Annotated in this window: 20 protein-coding genes and 1 tRNA gene; 14 read left to right on the top strand and 7 right to left on the bottom strand. The window is 63.8% G+C overall.

Features of this window, described 5'->3' with window-relative positions:
• The first annotated feature begins 26 nt into the window (after positions 1–26).
• Positions 27–1373, top strand: a complete 1347-nt coding sequence (locus R9B85_RS19600) for a class II 3-deoxy-7-phosphoheptulonate synthase (protein WP_215521538.1) — start codon at positions 27–29, stop codon at positions 1371–1373.
• Here the strand turns inward: R9B85_RS19600 and R9B85_RS19595 are convergent.
• Both R9B85_RS19595 and R9B85_RS19590 read right to left on the bottom strand, forming a co-directional pair.
• The gene (locus R9B85_RS19595) at positions 1354–2574 is read right to left on the bottom strand and encodes a winged helix-turn-helix domain-containing protein (protein WP_215521539.1); all 1221 of its coding nucleotides are present in this window, start codon (positions 2572–2574) and stop codon (positions 1354–1356) included. The genes R9B85_RS19600 and R9B85_RS19595 overlap by 20 nt on opposite strands.
• 145 nt (positions 2575–2719) lie before the next feature.
• Entirely contained in the window at positions 2720–2938 is a 219-nt protein-coding gene (locus R9B85_RS19590; protein WP_013971536.1) for a DUF1127 domain-containing protein, read from the bottom strand.
• A gap of 96 nt (positions 2939–3034) precedes the next feature.
• Between R9B85_RS19590 and R9B85_RS19585 the strand changes: the two genes are divergently transcribed.
• Positions 3035–3886 carry a LysR substrate-binding domain-containing protein gene (locus tag R9B85_RS19585; protein WP_061552405.1) on the top strand — a complete coding sequence of 284 codons (852 nt, stop codon included), beginning with the start codon at positions 3035–3037 and terminating at the stop codon, positions 3884–3886.
• Positions 3887–3997: 111 nt separating this feature from the next.
• Here R9B85_RS19585 and R9B85_RS19580 read toward each other — a convergent pair whose 3' ends face one another.
• Positions 3998–4747, bottom strand: a complete 750-nt coding sequence (locus R9B85_RS19580) for a sulfite exporter TauE/SafE family protein (protein WP_112251848.1) — start codon at positions 4745–4747, stop codon at positions 3998–4000.
• A gap of 113 nt (positions 4748–4860) precedes the next feature.
• Between R9B85_RS19580 and R9B85_RS19575 the strand changes: the two genes are divergently transcribed.
• The 3 genes from R9B85_RS19575 to R9B85_RS19565 all read left to right on the top strand — a co-directional run bounded on the left by R9B85_RS19575 (position 4861) and on the right by R9B85_RS19565 (position 6898).
• On the top strand, positions 4861–5814 hold the full coding sequence (locus R9B85_RS19575; protein ID WP_112251847.1) for a LysR family transcriptional regulator: 954 nt from the start codon (positions 4861–4863) through the stop codon (positions 5812–5814).
• Positions 5815–5872: 58 nt separating this feature from the next.
• The gene (locus R9B85_RS19570) at positions 5873–6328 is read left to right on the top strand and encodes a MarR family winged helix-turn-helix transcriptional regulator (RefSeq protein WP_112251846.1); all 456 of its coding nucleotides are present in this window, start codon (positions 5873–5875) and stop codon (positions 6326–6328) included.
• Between the two features lie 141 nt (positions 6329–6469).
• Entirely contained in the window at positions 6470–6898 is a 429-nt protein-coding gene (locus R9B85_RS19565; protein WP_423770481.1) for an organic hydroperoxide resistance protein, read from the top strand.
• Between the two features lie 203 nt (positions 6899–7101).
• On the opposite strand, the gene efp is transcribed toward R9B85_RS19565, so the two are convergent.
• Complete coding sequence (gene efp, locus R9B85_RS19560; RefSeq protein WP_013971530.1) at positions 7102–7671, bottom strand: elongation factor P; 570 nt, start codon at positions 7669–7671, stop codon at positions 7102–7104.
• A 48-nt stretch (positions 7672–7719) separates the two neighbouring features.
• Entirely contained in the window at positions 7720–8847 is a 1128-nt protein-coding gene (gene earP, locus R9B85_RS19555) for an elongation factor P maturation arginine rhamnosyltransferase EarP (protein WP_423770480.1), read from the bottom strand.
• Between the two features lie 130 nt (positions 8848–8977).
• Here earP and R9B85_RS19550 point away from each other — a divergent pair, with 130 nt between their 5' ends.
• A complete protein-coding gene (locus tag R9B85_RS19550; RefSeq protein ID WP_112251844.1) occupies positions 8978–9376 on the top strand; it encodes a hypothetical protein in 399 nt (132 codons plus the stop codon).
• Positions 9377–9378: 2 nt separating this feature from the next.
• Entirely contained in the window at positions 9379–9849 is a 471-nt protein-coding gene (locus R9B85_RS19545) for a GreA/GreB family elongation factor (RefSeq protein ID WP_423770479.1), read from the top strand.
• A gap of 124 nt (positions 9850–9973) precedes the next feature.
• On the opposite strand, the gene R9B85_RS19540 is transcribed toward R9B85_RS19545, so the two are convergent.
• On the bottom strand, positions 9974–10912 hold the full coding sequence (locus R9B85_RS19540; protein WP_112251875.1) for a LysR family transcriptional regulator: 939 nt from the start codon (positions 10910–10912) through the stop codon (positions 9974–9976).
• A gap of 117 nt (positions 10913–11029) precedes the next feature.
• Between R9B85_RS19540 and R9B85_RS19535 the strand changes: the two genes are divergently transcribed.
• The 4 genes from R9B85_RS19535 to R9B85_RS19520 all read left to right on the top strand — a co-directional run bounded on the left by R9B85_RS19535 (position 11030) and on the right by R9B85_RS19520 (position 15950).
• Positions 11030–11779 carry a 3-oxoacyl-ACP reductase family protein gene (locus R9B85_RS19535; protein WP_423770478.1) on the top strand — a complete coding sequence of 250 codons (750 nt, stop codon included), beginning with the start codon at positions 11030–11032 and terminating at the stop codon, positions 11777–11779.
• 153 nt (positions 11780–11932) lie between these two features.
• Positions 11933–13105, top strand: coding sequence for an MFS transporter (locus R9B85_RS19530; protein WP_112251841.1), 1173 nt, complete (start codon positions 11933–11935; stop codon positions 13103–13105).
• A 130-nt stretch (positions 13106–13235) separates the two neighbouring features.
• Positions 13236–13616, top strand: coding sequence for a hypothetical protein (locus tag R9B85_RS19525; RefSeq protein WP_112251840.1), 381 nt, complete (start codon positions 13236–13238; stop codon positions 13614–13616).
• Between the two features lie 201 nt (positions 13617–13817).
• Positions 13818–15950 (top strand): TonB-dependent siderophore receptor, encoded by a 2133-nt coding sequence (locus R9B85_RS19520; RefSeq protein WP_423770477.1) that lies wholly within the window; start codon positions 13818–13820, stop codon positions 15948–15950.
• A gap of 169 nt (positions 15951–16119) precedes the next feature.
• On the opposite strand, the gene R9B85_RS19515 is transcribed toward R9B85_RS19520, so the two are convergent.
• Positions 16120–16209, bottom strand: a tRNA-Ser gene (locus R9B85_RS19515).
• A 198-nt stretch (positions 16210–16407) separates the two neighbouring features.
• Between R9B85_RS19515 and R9B85_RS19510 the strand changes: the two genes are divergently transcribed.
• The 3 genes from R9B85_RS19510 (at position 16408) to R9B85_RS19500 (ending at position 19034) form a co-directional block, all read left to right on the top strand.
• Entirely contained in the window at positions 16408–17097 is a 690-nt protein-coding gene (locus tag R9B85_RS19510) for a crotonase/enoyl-CoA hydratase family protein (protein WP_423770476.1), read from the top strand.
• A gap of 181 nt (positions 17098–17278) precedes the next feature.
• The gene (locus R9B85_RS19505) at positions 17279–17998 is read left to right on the top strand and encodes a lysophospholipid acyltransferase family protein (protein WP_207878767.1); all 720 of its coding nucleotides are present in this window, start codon (positions 17279–17281) and stop codon (positions 17996–17998) included.
• A gap of 64 nt (positions 17999–18062) precedes the next feature.
• The gene (locus R9B85_RS19500) at positions 18063–19034 is read left to right on the top strand and encodes a magnesium and cobalt transport protein CorA (protein ID WP_015269363.1); all 972 of its coding nucleotides are present in this window, start codon (positions 18063–18065) and stop codon (positions 19032–19034) included.
• Positions 19035–19080 lie beyond the last annotated feature (46 nt).

Raw genomic sequence — 19080 nt, 5'->3', positions numbered from 1 at the left:
CTACAACCGACAAGACCGAGCCCGAGATGAACCAACCGTGGAGCCCCGACAGCTGGCGCGCCCTGCCGATCCAGCAGCAACCGACCTACCCCGATGCCGCGCACCTGCTGAAGGTCGAACAGACGCTGGCCAGCTACCCGCCGCTGGTGTTCGCGGGCGAGGCACGCGAGTTGCGCCGGCAGTTCGCCGAGGTCACCGAAGGCCGCGCCTTCCTGCTGCAGGGTGGCGACTGCGCCGAGAGCTTCGCCGAGTTCTCGGCGGCGAAAATCCGCGACACCTTCAAGGTGCTGCTGCAGATGGCCATTGTCATGACCTTCGCCGCCGGCTGCCCGGTGGTCAAGGTCGGGCGCATGGCCGGGCAGTTCGCCAAGCCGCGCTCAGCGGGCGATGAAACCATCGGCGACATCACCCTGCCCGCCTACCGTGGCGACATCGTCAACGGCATCGGCTTCGACGCGAAAAGCCGCATTCCCGACCCGGAGCGCCTGCTGCAGGCCTACCACCAGGCCACCGCCAGCCTCAACCTGCTGCGCGCCTTCGCCCAGGGCGGGTTTGCCGACCTGCACCAGGTGCACAAGTGGAACCTGGACTTCATCGCCAACTCGGCGCTGGCCGACAAGTACCACCAACTGGCCAACCGCATCGACGAAACCCTGGCATTCATGCGCGCCTGCGGCCTGGACAGCGCGCCACAGCTGCGCGAAACCAATTTCTTCACTGCCCACGAAGCACTGCTGCTGAACTATGAAGAAGCCTTCGTGCGCCAGGACAGCCTGACCGGCGATTACTACGACTGCTCGGCGCACATGCTGTGGATCGGCGACCGCACCCGCCAGCTGGACGGTGCCCATGTGGAGTTCCTGCGCGGCGTGCACAACCCGATCGGGGTCAAGGTTGGCCCGAGCATGAACCCTGAAGAACTGATCCGCCTGATCGACACGCTGAACCCGGCCAACGACCCCGGGCGCCTGAACCTGATCGTGCGCATGGGCGCCGGCAAGGTTGGCGACCATCTGCCGGGGCTGATCCGCACCGTCGAGCGCGAAGGGCGCAAGGTGCTGTGGAGTTCCGACCCGATGCACGGCAACACCATCAAGGCCAGCAGCGGCTACAAGACCCGCGACTTTGCGCAGATCCTGGACGAGGTGAAGCAGTTCTTCCAGGTGCACCAGGCCGAGGGCAGCCATGCCGGCGGCATCCACATCGAGATGACCGGGCAGAACGTCACCGAATGCATCGGCGGTGCCCGGCCGATCACCGAAGATGCGTTGTCTGACCGGTACCACACCCACTGCGACCCGCGCATGAACGCCGACCAGTCGCTGGAGCTGGCCTTCCTGATCGCCGAAACCCTCAAGCAGGTGCGACGCTGAGCAAAGCCTGACGCAACTGGCTGCCCTCAACCCGCGGGCAGTTCAGTTGCACCCGCCCCAGGCCCAGCCACTGGCCCAGGCGCAGCAGGTTGCCGGCCAAAGCCTGATACCCCTCTTCGTCCAGGCCCGCTGCCTCGACATGCACCGCATGCACTGCCAGTTGCCCCTGGGCGCGCTCGGCACGCAGGTCCACGCGCGCGGCGATGCGTTCGCGGAACAGGAACGGCAGCACGTAGTAGCCATACACCCGCTTGTGCGCCGGGGTGTAGATTTCCAGGCGGTAGCGGAAGTCGAACAAGCGCTCGGTGCGGTTGCGTTCCCATACCAGTGAATCGAATGGCGACAATAGCGCGCTGGCCTGGATGCGCCGGGGGATACGCGGTGCGCCGGCGCAGTAGGCAAGCTGCTTCCAACCCTGCACCTCGACCGCTTGCAGGCGGCCATCAGCCAACAGTTCCGCCAGTGCCGCCCTGCCTTGCCCCGGGTCCAGGCGGAAGTAGTCGCGCAGGTCGCGCTCAGTAGCTACGCCCAGGGCGGTGGCGGCGTGCAGCATCAAGCCCTGATGCGCCTCGGTCTCGCTGGGCAACGGTTGGTCGAGAATCGCTTTCGGCAGGACCTTTTCCGGCACATCGTAGAGCCGCTCGAAGCCACGTCGGCCAGCGACCGTCACTTTCCCTGCGGCGAACAGCCACTCCAGCGCGTGCTTTTCCTCGCTCCAGTCCCACCAGGGGCCGGCCCGCTCCTCACGGGTGGACAGGCTGCCCGCGCCAAGGGCGCCCTGTTCGCGGACCGCTGCCAGTACCCGGGCGATCACATCCTGGCGTTCACGGCCAAACTGCGCGAGCTGGCGATAGATGCCACGGCCATCGGCGGCATGGGCCATGCGCCAGCGCAGCAGTGGGTACAGGCTCAGCGGCAGCAATGAGGCTTCATGGCCCCAGTACTCGAACAACAGGCGCTGGCGGCCACTGCCCCAGGCGAGATGGTCGAGGGTGGCATGCGAGTAGTTGCCCAGCCGGGAAAACAGCGGCAGGTAGTGGGAGCGGACCAGGGCGTTGACCGAATCGATCTGCAACACGCCCAGGCGTTGCAGCATCCGCTTGAGTGCTGGCAGGGTCGGCACCGATTCCGGCTGTTTGCCGAAACCTTGGGCAGAAAGGGCCAGGCGGCGGGCCTGGCTGATGGACAGCTTGAGGGGCAAGCCTGAACTCCTTGTAGTGTCTGTTCCGGCCCTTTCGCGGGTGAACCCGCTCCCACAGGGACTCCACATCGCTCAAGACCAGTGGTATCCCTGTGGGAGCGGGTTCACCCGCGAAGAGGCCAGTGATTCCACCGACAAACTTAGCCTATTTCCGCAGCGGGTCATCCCAGAAATGCCGTTCGGCCTCTTGCTGGATATCCGCCCGACTCAACCCCAGGTCGTGCAAGGTTGCGTCACTGAGGCTGGCCAGTTCCTGACGTTGGCGGTACAGCTGCAGCCAGCGCGCCGGGCGCTGCAGGGCGGCATGCCACAGGTGGTTCAGGGAAAAGGCAGGTTGCTGGATGCTGCTGACATGACCTTTCATCGTGAAGCCCTCCGTGTTGATGGCTCCAGTCTCGCGCCAGGCATAAGATCAATCCAACGAATGTTTCTGATGCCATGCATCTCGGAGATTGATGCAATGTCCCAGTACCAGAGCCTCGATGCGGACGTACTGCGCACCTTCGTGGCCATCGCCGAGCAGGGTGGCTTCACCCGCGCCGGCGAGGTGGTCAACCGCACCCAGTCGGCGGTAAGCATGCAGATGAAACGCCTGGAGGAGGACATCCTGCAGCGCCAGCTGTTCGAGCGCGACGGCCGCCAGGTGCGCCTGACCGCCGAGGGCCAGGTGTTGCTGGGCTATGCCCGGCGCATCCTCAAGTTGCATGGCGAAGTGTTCAACACCCTGCGCATGCCGCACATGGTCGGGGTAGTACGCATCGGTACGCCGGATGACTATGCCATGCGCTTCCTGCCGACCATTCTGTCGAGCTTTGCCCAGGCTTACCCGCTGGTGCAGGTGGAGGTGCATTGCGACTCCTCCAAACAGCTGATGCTGCGCCAGGACCTGGACCTGACCATCGTCACCCGTGAGCCGGGCAACGAGATTGGCCAGCTGCTGCGCCAGGAACGCCTGGTCTGGGCCGCCGCGGAAGGCTTCTGTCCGCAGGAGCAACGCCCCATGCCGGTAGCCTTGTTCAATACCGACTGCTTCTGCCGGGCCTGGACCTGCAATGCCCTCGAGGCCCAGGGCATCGACTACCGCATCGCCTATACCAGCCCGAGCCTGGCCGCGATCTTTGCCATTGTCACCGCAGGGTTGGCGGTGACCGCACAGTTGCAGAGCCTGATTGGCGGGAATATCCGCATTCTGGGGGAGAGCGAAGGGTTGCCGCAGTTGCCCGTGGCCAATGTGATGCTTGTGCGCAGTACCCAGAACCCTTCGCCGATCACCGATTGCATGGCCGATTACATCGTCGAAGGGTTCAAGTGATTTGGGGCTGCTGCGCAGCCCATCGCGACACAAGGCCGCTCCTACAAGGGTACGCGATCCCCTGTAGGAGCGGCCTTGTGTCGCGATGGGCCGCAAAGCGGCCCCAAAATCTCAAAGCTCAAACCCGAGCATCACCGCACACACCACCAAAAACACGCAGAACATTGTCCGCAACACTTTCTCCGGCAACGCATGGGCCAACTTCACCCCCCAGCTGATACTCAGCAAGCCGCCCACCGCCAATGGCACCCCCACACCCCAGTCGACACTGTGGTGCACCCCGTAGGTCACCAGAGTTACCAAGGTACTCGGCGCCGCCAGCGCCAGTGACAGCCCCTGCGCCACCACCTGGGTGGTACCGAACACACTGGTCAGGATCGGCGTGGCCACCACGGCCCCACCCACCCCGAACAAGCCACCCATGGTCCCGGCAAAGCTGCCCAGCACACCCAGCCACGGCCAGGCATAGCGCAACTCGGCGCTGGGCGGTGTCACCTTCATGAACATCCGCGCCACGTTCCACACTGCCAAGGCCACCAGAAAGCCGACAAAGCCCAGGCGCATGGAATGCGCATCCAGCCCCACCGCCCAGATCGACCCCAGCCAGGCGAACACGAAGCTGCACAGCGACAACGGCAGCGCATGGCGCAACTCGATGCGGTTACGCTGGTGATAACGCCACAGCGCCAGCAGCACATTGGGAACCACCATCACCAACGCCGTGCCCTGCGCCAGTTGCTGGTCCAGGCCGAACAGAACGCCCAGGGCGGGAATCGCGATCAGCCCACCGCCAATGCCGAACAGGCCGCCCATGGTCCCCAGGGCCGCACCCAGCACGATATACAACAACCACTCGATCATCAGGGCCTCACCCGCCTATGCATACAATGCGAGCATGCTAACGATTGCGGGCTGGCGGGGAAACGCACAGCAGCGCACAATGGCTATGCGTTTTTCGCAAAAGCAAGGCAGCCATGAGCCCCGATACCCTGACCGACCAGCTAAGCCTGTTCCTCGATGTGCTGGAAACCGGCAGCTTTTCTGCCGCCGCCCGCCGCCACCCGCTGACGCCGTCCGCCGTGGCCCGGCGCATCGACAACCTGGAAAGCGCCGTGGGCAGCCGCCTGTTCACCCGTAGCACCCACGCCGTGCGCGCCACACCTGCAGGCAATGCCTTTGCCGAACGGGCCAGGCGCATCATCGAGGAACTGCGCCTGGCTCGCGCCGAAGCGGTGTCGCTGAGCAATGCCCCCGAAGGCCTGATCCGTATCGACGCCCCCGCCGCATTCGGCCGCCGCCACCTGGCCCCGGCCATCGCTGATTTCCTGGTCGCCTACCCAGGCCTGGATGTGCAACTGCGCCTGATCGACAGCTTTGTCGACCTGCATGGCAGCCACCTGGGCGAGGTCGACCTGGTGCTGCGCGCCGGCCCCCTGGCCGATACCCGGCTGGTCGCCACGCCATTGGCCTACATGGTGCGCATCGCCTGTGCCAGCCCTGCCTACCTGGCCAGCCGCGGCATGCCCACCTGCCCCAGCGAGCTGCCCGGGCACGACGGCCTGGACTGGGACGGCCTGGCGCCGCCATTCGCCTGGCGTTTCAACGTGGCCGGGCAAACCCGCCTGTACCGCCCCTCGCGCATGCGCATGGCCGCCAACAATGCCGAGACCCTGCTGTTCGGCGCCCTCGCCGGCCTGGGCATCGCCCACCTGCCCACTTGGCTGATCAGCGAATACCTGCTACGCGGCGAGCTGATGCCGTTGTTTTGCGACGGTGGCTTGCCCAAAGCGGAAAGCAGCGGTATCTACGCGCTTCGCCTGGAACATGAAACGAACTCTCGCAGCCGTTTGCTGCTCGAATTTCTCAAGAGCCGCTTCAGCCCGATTCCACCCTGGGACCTGGCCTTGCGCAGTGAACTGCGCGAATAAAGCGCGCACTAACGATCAGCGTGCCAGACTTTCCCATTGATTACTTTCAAGGACCTGCATGAACGCCAACACCCAAGCCTCTTGTGACGAGCTGCTGCTGGACAACCAGGTCTGTTTCGCCCTGCACTCCACCTCGTTGCTGATGACCAAGGTCTACAAACCGCTGCTGCAGGCCCTGGGCCTGACCTACCCGCAGTATCTGGCCATGCTCGTGCTGTGGGAGCATGACGGCCTGACCGTCGGCGAGATAAGCCAGCACCTGCTCACCGACCCTGGCTCGCTGACGCCGCTGCTGAAGCGCCTGGAAAGCGAAGGCCTGCTGCAGCGCAACCGCAGCCGCGAGGACGAGCGAGTGGTACTGGTGCAGTTGACCGACAAGGGCCGCGCCTTGCAGCAGCAGGCCAAAGAAGTGCCGCAGTGCATTCTCAAGGCCAGCGGCCACAGCCTGGAACAGCTGCAGCAACTGCAGGCCGACCTGCTGGCGCTACGCGAGAACCTGCAGAAAAACCTCTGACAGCTATGCTGTGCAATGGCCGTTCGGATGAGCGGCGAAGATTTATCTTGCGCACAAACTAATTGCGCGCTAATTTAAATCCCACACCAACCCGCGCCCTCCTCCAGACGGGGAGCGCACAGCACATTAGCGAGGCTCAAGATGCAAAAGGTCACTCCGCTGTACATCGCAGAAGCTACCTCCACCGGTGGGCGCGACGGCAAATCCCGTTCCAGTGACGGCAAGCTGGTGATCAGCCTGAGCACCCCCAAGGAACTGGGCGGCGCAGGCGGTGACGGCACCAACCCCGAGCAGATGTTCGCCGCCGGTTACTCGGCTTGCTTCATCGGTGCCCTGAAGTTCGTGGCCGGGCAGGAGAAAAAGGCCCTGCCGGCGGACGCCTCGATCACCGCGAAGGTGGGCATCGGCCAGATTCCGGGGGGGTTCGGCCTGGACATCGACTTGCACATCAACCTGCCGGGCCTGGCCCAGGCGGATGCAGAAGGGCTGGTGGAAAAGGCGCACAAGGTGTGCCCGTACTCCAACGCCACCCGCGGCAATGTGGATGTGCGCCTGCACGTGACCGTGTAAGGCTGTGGGAGCGGCCTTGCGTCGCGATGGGTCGCGAAGCGGCCCCAGAATCTCGGGCACCCTTGATATCGCCGGGGCCGCTTTGCGGCCCTTTCGCGACACAAGGCCGCTCCCACAAAAGCAAGAGCCAGCATCGAGAACTGCAAAAACGCAGGCATGAAAAAACCCGGCCAAGGCCGGGTTTTTGCGTTTCACAAGAAGGATTACTTCTTGGAGCGGCCTTTGAAGCTGTTGTCGCGAGTGTCGATATCGATCCACTCGTCGATCTGGATGAAGTCGGCAACCGAGATTTCGGTACCGTTCTTCAGCTTGGCAGGCTTCATGACCTTGCCCGAGGTGTCGCCGCGTGCAGCGTTCTCGGTGTAGACAACCTGACGGCTGATGGTGGTCGGCAGTTCAACCGATACCAGGCGGCCTTCGAAGAACACGGCTTCGCAGACGTCTTCCATGCCTTCTTCGATGTACGGCAGAACGGCTTCGATGTCCTCGGCGTTCAGTTCGTACATGGTGTAGTCGGTGGTGTCCATGAAGGTGTATTCGTCACCGTTGATGAACGACAGGGTCGCTTCTTTGCGATCCAGGATCACGTCGTCCAGCTTGTCGTCTGCACCGTAGACGGTTTCGGTCTTGTAGCCGGTCAGCAGGTTCTTCAGCTTGGTCTTCATGATCGCGCTGTTACGGCCCGACTTGGTGAACTCAGCTTTTTGAACCAGCCACGGGTCGTTGTCGATCCGCAGGACGGTACCGGGTTTCAGTTCTTTACCAGTTTTCATTACGAAGTATCCGAATCTGGATGGATTTATAAAAATCGAGGCCGCGTATCATAGCGAATTTCGGTAAAAGTGTACTAGCGCTGTGGCAAGGTCCGGCTGAGTGGCCTGTCGCGCCGCCCAAAGCCGCGCATGCTGCTGCAGCTCCGGCCAGTGCTGGCGGGCCGCCTGCCAGGCCTGGCGCATGTCGCGATCCATGTTCCAGGCTCGCCACAAGCCCAGCAGGGCGGCATCGGCATCGCCTGACAACCCGTGTCGATAATGCGCGAGAAACGCTTCGAGCTTTTCCCAATGGGCATTCTCGTCCTGCACGTAAATGTGCCACAGCATCGGCTGCCCGGCCCACTGTGCACGCACGAACGAGTCTTCGCCGCGCACGGCATTGAAATCACAGCTCCACAGCAACCGGTCGTAGTCGTCCTGGCTGACGAAAGGTAGCACCTGCACGGTCAGCGCCCCTCGCTTGCACAGGCTGCCCACTTGCAGCTCCACCTCGCCAAGCCACTGGCTGAGCCCCGCGACAACGCGCCCTTGCGGTACCAGCAGGTGACAAGGTTGCTCGCCTGAGGCCAGGGCATCAAGCCAGTTGCCCAGTTGCGGGTTTTCATAGGCGAACAGGGAAATCAGCAACGTCCCCGCTCCAGGGTTAACACCAAGCCCCTGCAAGAAGGCCTGCCGTGCGCCTTGCTGGAACGCATCACGCCGCGCCAGCAGCGAGCCCTCGCGCAGCAGGCCACCGGTTTTTTCGGTAAAGCCGGGAAAGAAGAATACCTTGCGCAAGCCATTGGGCTGCGGCGAAGGCAAGCCATGGCAACCCTCCACCCAGTCCTCGGCACTGAGGTATTCGAGGTTCAGCCACAGCGGCGGCGTGGCGCGAGCACGCATTGCCTCTACATAAGCTGCTGGCAACTGGCAGGCGAAGGCACCGATTACCACATCAGCCGGCGCCACCGGCAGCCAGGCCACCGGCCACTGGCGCACATCCACACCGTGCTGCCACTGCTGCGGGGCGTTGGCATCGGCCCCGGGGCACATGGGCGTGAACGCATTGAGGTCATCCACCCACAGCCGCACTGCCAGGCCGTGCTCGGCCACCAGCTGCCGGGCCAGGCGCCAGGTCACGCCTATATCGCCGTAGTTGTCGACGACGCTGCAGAAGATGTCCCAGGTGGCTTTCATGTGCCCTGCCCTCGCCCAGCGGAAAAACCGCGCATTCTGCGCATAAATTGTCGCTGACAAAAGCACCTGCGCGGAAAAATGCCCAGGCGCATGCGACAATGCACCCCGAACACCCTGCCAGGAGGCTGCCATGCCGCGCCACCGTGAACTGAAGATCACCCTCAAGCCGTTGCCGTTGATCGTGTGCGTTGCCTTTGGCCTGTGGCTGGGCGCCGTGGCGATCGCCGCCAGCCTGTGGCTGGCCCTGCAACTGTGGCCACAGCAGGTACAGCCGCTGGCCCAGGCGATGGCCCCCGCCGCATACCGGCCTGCCACGCCGCCAGCGCCAGCCCCTGCGGCGGATGCCCAGGCGCAAATGTTCGAACGCTACAAGGACATCCTGCACAAGCAGGAGCTGCAACAGGCCGCCGAGGCCGCCCAGGGCAACCCGCGCAACCTCAACAGCCCCAAGTGCCAGTTCTGGCTGCAGCAGAACCGCACCGCGCCCACCGACAAAAGCCAGGCCAACGTGCTGGAGTTCTGTTACTGACCATGGACAAGCCCAGCCTGCTGGCGCAGATCGTCGCCGCCCTCGAACATGACCTGAATGTGCTGACCCGCGCGGCGCAAACCGCGTACGAAGCCGCCACTGCCGAGGAGAACATCGCCGAGAACAAGTACGACACCCTGGGCCTGGAAGCCTCGTACCTGGCCACCGGCCAGGCCCGCCGCAGCGCCGAGATCCGCAAGGCGCTGCTGACCTACCAGCAACTGCTGCTGCGCGATCATGACCCGGCACGCGGGGTGCAGGTGAGCAACCTGGTGACGCTGGAGGATGAACATGGCGGGCAGCGCCGACTGTTCCTCGGGCCCGAGGCGGCGGGGTTGAAGATTGGCGTGGGGGATGGGCTGGTGACGGTGATTACCCCGCGTTCGCCGCTGGGGCAGCAGTTGCTGGGCAAGAAAGTTGATGATGAGGTGAGCCTGGGGGCGCAGACTTTGATCATTGTCGATGTTGTCTGAGCAGGCCTCTTCGCTCCTGAAGCCGGTGTTGCCCCTGTAGGAGCAGCCTTGTGCTGCGAAGGGTCCCTGAGCAACACAGAAAATCTTTTTGCCTTACCGGCCCCTTCGCAGCACAAGGCTGCTCCTACACCGATTGCAAGGCATCGAACCGCCCCGCCAGCCCCTGCTTCTCGAACTGCTCCACGACAAAATCGATAAATGCCCGGGTCTTGCCCGGTAGCAGCTTGTGCTCGGCGAAATACAGGCTGATATGCCCATCATCCACGTACCAGTCCGGCAGCACCCGCCGCAGCCGCCCGCCGTCCAGGTACGGCACGGCAAACGGCAGGCTCACCAGGGCAATCCCCAGGCCCTGCTCGGCCACCGCGCAAGCCGCATCCGAATCGCTCATGGTCATCGCCTGGCGCAACTGCAACGGCTGCTGCACCTGCCAACGACTGGTCAGCGGCCATGAACGCACCCGCCCGGTCTGCGGCGAGCGGATCAGGATACCGTCATGCCGTTGCAATACCTGCGGGTCGTCAATCGGTGCGTGCCGGCCCAGGTACGCCGGCGCTGCCACCAGCACCCGGTGCGCCGGGGTCAGCTTGCGTGCCACCACCCCCGGAGGCAGATCGAAGCCTCCGCCAATCGCCGCATCGAAGCCCTGGCCGATCAGGTCGACCTGGCGGTTGTCGAAATGCCAGTCCGGGGTAATGGCCGGGTAGCGACGCAGAAACTCAGACAGCAACGGCAACACATACAAGCGCCCGAAGACCGTGCCCATGCTCACCCGCAACAACCCGGCCGGCTGGCCTTCGCTGCTGGCCAGGTTGGCCACGGCGTACTGGATGGTGCGGAAGCTGTCACTGACCTCGCCCAGAAACCGCTGCCCGGCCTCCGTCAAGGTCAGCTTGCGGGTACTACGCTGGAACAACCGCACCCCCAGGCGCGCTTCCAGTTGAGCAACATGCTTGCCCACGGCAGCCGGGGTAATGCTGAGGCGCCTGGCGGCCTCGGCAAAGCTGCCGACTTCGGCACTGCGGATGAAGCATTCCAACGCGTTGAACGATTCCACGGCCATGATTGGCAACCAAAGGTTCACTCTGATGATAGTGATTGCCATCTTATCAGCAGGTAATCAAGCGCCGATACTGCGCCCATCCAAGGCATTCCAGCCTGGCTACAGCAGGAGATCAACATGTCCAAGCAACACACACTCGAAGGCAAGGTGGCCCTGGTACAAGGCGGTTCCCGCGGCATCGGCGCAGCCATCGTGCGACGCCTGGCCCGCGAAGGCGCGCAGGTGGCTTTCACCTATGTCAGTTCCGCCGGCCCGGCGCAGGCACTGGCGCAGGAAATTACCGAAAACGGCGGCAAAGCCCTGGCCCTGCGGGCCGACAGTGCCGACGCGGCGGCTGTGCAACTGGCCGTGGATGACACCGTGAAGGCCTTCGGCCGGCTGGATATCCTGGTCAACAACGCCGGCGTGCTGGCGGTAGCGCCGGTGACCGAGTTCGACCTGGCCGACTTCGACCACATGCTGGCGGTGAACGTGCGCAGCGTATTCGTCGCCAGCCAGGCCGCGGCACGCTACATGGGCCAAGGCGGGCGCATCATCAACATTGGCAGCACCAATGCCGAGCGCATGCCGTTTGCCGGTGGCGCCCCCTATGCCATGAGCAAATCGGCGCTGGTCGGCCTGACCCGCGGCATGGCCCGTGACCTTGGGCCGAACGGCATTACCGTGAACAACGTGCAGCCAGGGCCGGTGGACACCGACATGAACCCGGCCAGCGGCGAATTCGCGGACAGCCTGATCCCGCTGATGGCGATCGGGCGGTATGGCGAGGCGGATGAAATTGCCAGCTTCGTAGCTTACCTGGCGGGGCCTGAGGCGGGGTACATTACCGGGGCCAGCCTGACGGTCGATGGCGGGTTTGCCGCCTGATTGACGGGTTGCCCGTTCCGCCCTCTTCGCGGGTAAACCCGCTCCCACAGGAATACCACGGCTTTCGAGTACTGTGGTGACCCTGTGAGAGCGGGTTTACCCGCGAAGAGGCCGGCACAGGCTATCCACTTATCCACCTGCCACGAGAAGCACATGCACACCCCCACACTCAGCCGCGCCCTGATCCTGCTGATGGCCACCGCCACCGGCCTGGCCGTCGCCAGCAACTACTATGCGCAACCGCTGCTGCACAGCATCGCCCAGCAGTTCGGCCTGAGCACTGCCAGTGCCGGCAGCATCGTCATTGCCGCACAACTGAGCTACGGCGCCGGCCTGTTGCTGCTGGCGCCGCTGGGCGATCTGTTCGAGCAGCGCCGGCTGATCACCGTGATGACCGCCATTTCCACCCTGGGCCTGATCATCAGCGCCTGCGCACCGAGCCTGCCGTGGCTGATCCTTGGCACTGCGCTGACCGGGCTGTTCTCGGTGGTGGCGCAGATCCTCGTGCCCATGGCCGCGACCCTCAGCGAGCCACACCAGCGCGGGCGCGCGGTCGGCACGTTGATGAGCGGTTTGCTGCTGGGCATCCTGCTGGCACGCACCGCCGCCGGGTTCATGGCCGAACTCGGTGGCTGGCGCAGCATCTACGTACTGGCCGCAGTGCTGATGGCCATCACCGCCGTGGCGCTGTACCGCAGCCTGCCGCAACACCACAGCCATGCCGGGCTGAAATACCCGGCGCTGATCGGCTCGGTGTTCCGCCTGTTCCTCGAAGAACCGGTGCTGCGCCTGCGCTCGCTGCTCGGCCTGCTGGCATTCAGCCTGTTCGCCCTGTTCTGGACGCCACTGGCGTTCCTGCTGGCGAAAGGCCCGTACCACTATTCGGATGCAGTGATAGGCCTGTTCGGCCTGGCCGGTGCAGCGGGTGCGCTGTCGGCCAACTGGGCCGGGCGCCTGGCCGACCGTGGCAAGGGCTCGCTGGGCACCACCGTGGGGCTGGTGGTATTGCTGCTGTCGTGGGTGCCGCTGGGCTTTGCCGAGCAGTCGTTGCCGGCCTTGCTGCTGGGCGTGCTGATGCTCGACCTGGCAGTGCAACTGGTGCATGTGAGCAACCAGAATGCAGTGATTGCCCTGCGGCCCGAGGCGCGCACGCGGCTGAATGCCGGGTATATCACCTGCTACTTCATTGGCGGGGCCTTGGGGTCGCTGCTGGGCACGCAATTGTTCCAGCGCCAGGGCTGGATAGGGATCGTGGTGGCCGGGTTGGTGATTGGCGGGCTGGCGTTGCTGGCGTGGCTTGCTTCCGCCCGCAAAGCTGACGCATAACCCCTGTAGGAGCGCCAGCCTGAGAGTGACAATGCACCGCACGACCCTCTGTCGCATGGCCGTTGACTTGCCTGCCTCGGCAGCGCTCAGTAGTCGCTGGCCAATGCCCTTTCCCTGACAGGACGACGTTATGACAAGACTCACGGTGCAATCCGGCGATTTCTTGCAAGGTGAAGGCGAATATCGCAACGGATCGCTCACACTCAAGACCCCGCGCAGCCCCTCCCCCGGCGAGCGGATTTCCCTGGCGCGCATCAGCGACCTGCGGCTGGCCAGCCTGGAATCCAACCGCAGCCTGGGCAGTGCCCTGGGCTGGGGCGTGGCCGGTGCACTGGTGGCCGGGCCGGTGGGGTTGCTGGCCGGGTTGTGGCTGGGTGGCAAGGAAGAAGAAGCTACCTTCCTGGCTACTTTCAAGGACGGGCGCAAGCTCATGGCCATTACCGATGGCAAGACCTGGTCGAAGATCGATGACAACTGGCGGCAGCACAGGCGGCCGGCCAGTAAAGGCTGACTGGATATCGGACGGTCCGGATCGTTTTATGTTGAAGGCGGCTGTAAGATGCCGCCTTTTTCATGGCCTGTGCCGGCCTCTTCGCGGGTAAACCCGCTCTCACAGGGATATCACTGCACCTGAGGATAGTGATTTTCCTGTGGGAGCGGGTTTACCCGCGAAGAGGCCGGCACAGGAGTGCGCATCCAGGAGCCCCACCGCATGCCCCCGCGTCACCCCCGCCTGCCCCTGAGCCTGCTCAGCCTGGGCCTGGCCCTGCATTGCCCCCATGTGCTTGCCGAAGACAGCGTGCTATTGGCCCCGCTGCAGGTGTCCGACACCTACGCCAACGACGGTTACCAGGCACGCCAGGCAGCCGTGGGCGGCTTCCAGCCCGCGCCCTTGCTCGACACCCCGGCCTCGATCAGCGTGTTCAGCCAGCAACTGCTGGAAGACCGCCAGGTGCGCCAGCTCAGCGAAGTGCTGCAAAGCGATGCCTCGGTGGGCGAAAGCTACGCCCCCATCGGCTACTACGAAAACTTCAATGTGCGCGGCTTCGAGCTGAATGCCGCCAGCAGCTACCGCATCAATGGCCAGACCATCGCCGGCGAGCAGAACGTGGCCCTGGAGAACAAGCAGCAGGTAGAGCTGCTCAAGGGCCTGTCCGGGCTGCAGAGCGGTGTGTCGGAGCCGGGCGGCCTGGTCAACTACGTGACCAAGCGCGCCGAAGACGTGCGCAGCGTCACGGTGTCGGCCAACGAACAAGGCGAACGCTACCTGGCCACCGACCTGGGCGGCTGGTTCGGCAGCGAGCGGCAGTTCGGCCTGCGGGCCAACCTGGCCCACGAAGACATCCGCTCCTACGTCGACCACGCCGACGGCAAGCGCGACTTCGCCTCGCTGGCCTTCGACTGGCAGATCAACCCGGATGCCACCTTGCAGCTGGATGCCGAATACCAGCACCGCGAACAGCGCTCGGTGCCGGGTTACCAGCTGCTCGGTGGCAGCGAAGTACCCCATGGCATCGACCCGGACGACCGCCTGGCCTACCAGCACTGGGCCAAGCCGGTGCAGAACGATTCGCTGAACCTGGGCGGGCGCTTCGAGTATCGTTTCAACGAAGCCTGGACAGGGGCCTTGAGTGCCTCGCGCAGCAAGGTGGTGATCGATGACTACAGCTCGTTTGCCTGGGGCTCGAGCGAAGGCGCGTTCTTCGCCAGCAACGGCGACTACGACATCTACGACTTCCGCAGCCCCGACGACACCCGCCGTACCGACGAGGCGCAGGCCATGCTCAACGGGCATTTCGATGCGCTGGGCGTAGGACATGAGCTGACCGTGGGCACCAGTGCGCAGCGGCGCACGCTGGATCAGCGCCCCAGCTATATGGAATGGGTAGGTACAGGCAACATCTACACTGGTGCACCGGCCTTTGACCCATCCGACAAGCCCATCAGGTCTAGCGAACGTCGCCTGGACAGCCGCCAATACGGGTTGTTCGTGAGCGACCGCATCAGCTTCAACGACCAGTGGCAGACCGTAGTGGGTGCCCGAGAAGTACGCCTGGACGAGAAAACCTGGAATGAGGACGGCGTTGCCGGTCGCCATACCCGGCAGTACGAGTTGCTGCCCAACGCCGCGCTCATCTACAAGCCACAGCCGGATACCACGGTATATGCCAGTTATTCCAAAGGCCTGTCGGCCGGCGGTACCGCACCCTGGTTCGCCGAGAACAAATTCGAAATACTCGCACCGACTACCTCGCACCAGCTGGAACTGGGCCTCAAGCACGACTGGCAAGGCCTGAGCTTCAGCGCCGCACTGTTCCAGATCCGCCAGGCATACCAGTACGCGCGCCCGGACGGCGCCGGCCACTTCACCTACGTGCAGCAAGGCCAGCAGAAGAACACTGGTCTGGAGCTTGGCGCCAGTGGCTGGGTGACCTCGAACCTGCAGCTGCAAGCCAGCGCCGCGGCCATTCGGGCGCGGGTGCAGAACAGCGGGACTGATGCCTATGAAGGCCACCAGGCGATCAACGTGCCCAGGTTCCGGGCAGCGCTGCAGGCGGAATACACCCTGCCGGTACCGGGGTTGGCACTGCTGGGCGGGGCGCGCTACAGCGCCAGCAAATATGCGAGCCAGGCAGGGAATGTGGAAGTTGGTGGGTACACGGTATTCGATGTGGGTAGCCGCTACCGCACGCGCATTGGGGGATATGACACGGTGCTGCGGCTGACTGTGGATAACGTGTTCGACAAGCGCTATTGGCGCGATGTGGGGGATTACCTGGGGGATAACTACCTGTTCCAGGGGGCGCCGCGAACGGCTCGGCTTTCGGCTTCGGTCAGCTTCTAGATTTTTTGGGGCTGCTTTGCAGCCCTTTCGCGACACAAGGCCGCTCCTACAGGGGACCGCGCACGCTTGTAGGAGCGGCCTTGTGTCGCGAAAGGGCCGCAAAGCGGCCCCAAAGGCCCCAAAAACAAAAAGCCCCCGGCTTCTCAGCTCGGGGGCTCTTCGTAGAATGTGGCGGTGAAGAAGGGATTTGAACCCTTGATACGATTTCTCGTATACACACTTTCCAGGCGTGCTCCTTCGACCACTCGGACACTTCACCGTTTCTCTTCAAGCCTTGCAGCCTGTCGAGGTGCGCTAATTTAGTGAAAGACCTTCCCTTTGGCAAGCATTTTTTTCAATTTTTTCATGCATTTGCATTTAGGGCCCGGCGAACGCTGACCGACCAGTCAGCCTTACTGCTTTACCTCGCCCCTGGCGCTGGGTAACGTCGTCGCCACGCCAACAAAAGGACTCTGCCATGAGCGAGCTGATTACCTACCACGCCGAAGACGGCATCGTCACCCTGACCCTGAACAACGGCAAGGTCAACGCCATCTCGCCAGACGTCATCGCCGCCTTCAACACCGCGCTCGACCGCGCCACCGAAGAACGCGCGGTGGTGATCATCACCGGGCAGCCCGGCATTCTGTCTGGCGGCTACGACCTCAAGGTGATGACCAGCGGCCCCAACGAGGCGATCAGCCTGGTCACCGCCGGCTCCACCCTCGCCCGCCGCCTGCTGTCGCACCCGTTCCCGGTGGTGGTCGCCTGCCCAGGCAACGCCGTGGCCAAGGGCGCCTTCCTGCTGCTGTCGGGCGACTATCGCATTGGCGTCGAAGGGCCGTACAAGGTATGCCTGAACGAAGTGCAGATCGGCATGACCATGCACCATGCCGGCATCGAACTGGCCCGCGACCGCCTGCGCCGCTCGGCCTTCCACCGCTCGGTGATCAATGCCGAGGTGTTTGACCCGCAGGGCGCGGTAGACGCCGGCTTCCTCGACAAGGTGGTGCCGGCCGAGCAGTTGCAGGATGCGGCACTGGCAGCGGCGCGGGAGCTGAAGAAGCTGAACATGCTGGCGCACAAGAACACCAAGCTGAAGGTGCGCAAAGGGCTGCTGGAGGCACTGGACAAGGCGATCGAGCTGGATCAGCAGCATATGGGCTAGCCGGGCCGGCCTCTTCGCGGGTGAATTCGCTCCCACAGGGAACTCCCAACCTTGAAGGTGTGGCGATCCTGTGGGAGCGGGTTCACCCGCGAAAGGGCCATCACAGGTTCGCACCTCAGGGTTTGCCCCGACCAGTGCACATCCGTACACTCCCCGGCGACTGTCTGGTGTGAGTCGTACCATGCTTTATTCATTGCGCATGTTCCTGCTGGCGCTGCATTTCCTTGTGGTTGGCGCCCTGGGCCTGGTCATTGGCCTGTGCCGCCCCTTCAACCCCGACAACAGCCGCGTGTTCGCCCGCCTCTACAGCCTGCCGGCCACCTGGCTGATGCGAATCAGGGTCAAGGCCGAAGTCGGCCCGCTATGGGACCACCCGCCAGGCTGCGTGATCGTCGCCAACCACCAGTCCAACTACGATCTGTTCGTGTTGGGCCAGGTGGTGCCCCAGCGCACTGTCGCCATCGGCAAGAAAAGCCTGGGCTGGATCCCGCTGTTCGGCCAGCTGTTCTGGCTGGGTGGCAACGTGCTGGTCGACCGCAAGAACGCCTACCAGGCACGCAAGGCCATGCAGAAGACCACCCGGGTACTGCAGGACGACACCTCTATCTGGATTTTCCCCGAAGGCACGCGCAATCCCGGCGAGCACCTGCTGGCCTTCAAGAAAGGCGCATTTCACATGGCCATCGAGGCCGGCGTGCCGATCGTGCCGGTATGCGTCAGCCGCTATGCCGGGCGCCTGAACCTGAACAGCTGGCGCCAGCGCACGGTGATCGTGCGCTCGCTGCCACCGATCGCAACGACGGGCATGACCCTGCAGGACCTGCCGGCGCTGATCGAACAGTGCCGGGGGCAGATGCAGCAATGCATCGACCGCATGGAAGGGGAACTGGCCAAGCGCTAGGTTGCTCTTGAGCCCACTACAGCCCAAGCTGTAACCCGTGTCCAACCGGAATAAGCGAACAACCATGGGTCGAGTCGTGGCATCGGCGGTGTACAGCGCCGGCAGAAAGGTCACCAACATCAGCATCGATGAAGGCAGCGAATGGGCCCGCAAGCCAGGGCACTTTGTGTGGATCGGTCTGGAAGAGCCCAACGCAGAGGAACTGGCCAACCTGCAGTGCCAGTTCAACCTGCACGAACTGGCCATTGAAGACGCCCTGGAAAAACACAGCCGCCCCAAGCTGGAAACCTTCGGTGACGCCCTGTTCATCGTCACCTACTCGCCGGTGCGCCACGAAGGCAAACTGGAGTTCATTGAAACCCACATCTTCGCCGGCAACGGCTACATCATCACCTGCCGCAACGGCCACTCCAAATCCTATGCCCTGGTGCGCCAACGCTGCGAGGCGCGGCCGTTGCTGCTGGAGCATGGCGAAGATTTCGTGCTGTATGCCTTGCTCGACTTCGTCACCGAGAACTACCAGCCGGTCAGCGAGGCCATTCATGGCGAGATCGAAGAGCTCGAGCAGAGCGTGCTTGGCGGTTCGCTGCAAGAGGACGATATCCGCCGCTTGCACAGCCTGCGCCGCGATATCCTGCGCCTGCGCCGCTACGTGGCACCGATGGTGGAAGTGAGCGAGGAGCTGCAGCGCCTGAGCTTCCCGTTCATCGACAAGAACATGCGCCCGTACTTCCGTGATGTGCAGATCCACGTGACGCGGCAAATGGAAGACCTTGCCGGCATCCGCGACATCGCCAGCCAGACCATCGAGATCGGCATGCTGCTGGAGTCGTCACGGCAGAGTATCGTGCAGCGCAAGTTCGCGGCCTGGGCGGCGATCCTGGCATTCCCCACGGCAATTGCCGGGGTGTACGGGATGAACTTCCAGAACATGCCGGAGCTGGGGTGGCACTACGGGTATTTCGGGGTGCTGGGGGTGATCGGGCTGGGCTGTACCGCTTTGTATGCCAGCTTCAAGAAATCGGGCTGGCTTTGAGATTGTCGGGGCCGCTTTGCGGCCCATCGCGACACAAGGCCGCTCC

Origin of the sequence: Pseudomonas sp. NLJ1 (assembly GCF_049486705.1) — a bacterium.
Taxonomy (GTDB): Bacteria; Pseudomonadota; Gammaproteobacteria; order Pseudomonadales; family Pseudomonadaceae; genus Aquipseudomonas; species Aquipseudomonas inefficax.
This window is presented reverse-complemented; position numbering and strand designations above follow the sequence as displayed.